The organism is Collinsella tanakaei, from assembly GCF_016902615.1.
Taxonomy (GTDB): Bacteria; Actinomycetota; Coriobacteriia; order Coriobacteriales; family Coriobacteriaceae; genus Collinsella; species Collinsella tanakaei_A.
In genome coordinates this window covers 1-1,027 of the sequence record NZ_JACJMB010000071.1, presented here as the reverse complement: position 1 = coordinate 1,027, position 1,027 = coordinate 1, and the positions used below count along the sequence as shown (strand labels likewise).

Sequence of the window (1,027 nt, the reverse complement as noted above, 5' to 3'; positions counted from 1 at the left end):
TGAACTGCGCCCCAAATCTTGGACGCGATAAATCATAACCGCTACGCGGCCTTCCGAAGGGCCTGCTCCCGGAACTCCGCCGGGGTCAGGCCCTTCAGCTTGACCTGCCGCCTCACGCGGTTCCAGTGGTCGATGTACGCTTCGAGGTCGCGCTTGAAGCTCTCGAAGTCGTCCCAGTCCCGCCCGCGGAAGAACTCGTCCTTGATGTGCCCGAAGACCTGCTCGGTCGCGCCGTTGTCGATGCAGTTCCCCTTGCGCGACATGCTCTGGACGATGCCCATGCGCCGAAGCCTGCCCGCGAACGCGGCGTGCTGGTACTGCCACCCCATGTCCATCTGCATGACCGGCGAGGCGCCCTCCGGCATGGCCGCCTCGAGCATGTCGAGCATCTCCCCCTGCTGGGCGAGGTCCGGGTGCAGGGATATGGAGTGCGCGACGATCTCCTTGCTGCCGAAGTCGCAGACCGGGGCGAGGTGGGCCTTGCCGAAGGAGAGCCTGAACTCCGTGACGTCGGTGCCCATCTTCTGCCAGGGGCCGTCGGCCTCGAAGTCGCGCCCGAGCACGTTCTCGAAGGTCTCGCCGACGACCCCCTTGTACGAGTTGTACCTGTGGTAGTCGGTCTCCTTCCTGATGCCGCACCTCAGCCCCATCTCGCCCATCATCTTGAGGACGGTCTTGTCGGCGATGCGGGCGCCGTCCACGGCGCGCAGCTCCATGGCCACCTGCCGGTGGCCGACGCCGTTCGGGAGCCTGCCGAATATCTCCGCGACCCTCGCGCGCAGCTCCGGCCTGGTCGGCTCCTTCGGGTGCGCGAGCGCGCAGTGGTACGTGGACCTCGCGAGCCCGGCCGCCCCCAGCAGGTCGGCGAGGTCGTGCCCCTGCCCTGAAAGCTCGGCGACCGCTAGGGCCTTCTCCCGGCTCGGGAGCGCCTCTCCGCCTTCAGGGCTATCGATTTTTTTAGGTACGCCACCTGCGCCTCGAGCCGCCTGACCTGGCGCTCGAGCTCCTGCTCGCGGGTCGCCGGCGC

Annotated in this window: 1 protein-coding gene; it reads right to left on the bottom strand. The window is 67.7% G+C overall.

Annotation, left to right across the window (positions count from 1 at the left end):
* Positions 1–41: 41 nt before the first annotated feature.
* On the bottom strand, positions 42–953 hold the full coding sequence (locus tag H6A21_RS10745; protein ID WP_342636107.1) for an IS3 family transposase: 912 nt from the start codon (positions 951–953) through the stop codon (positions 42–44).
* Between the last annotated feature and the right edge of the window lie 74 nt (positions 954–1,027).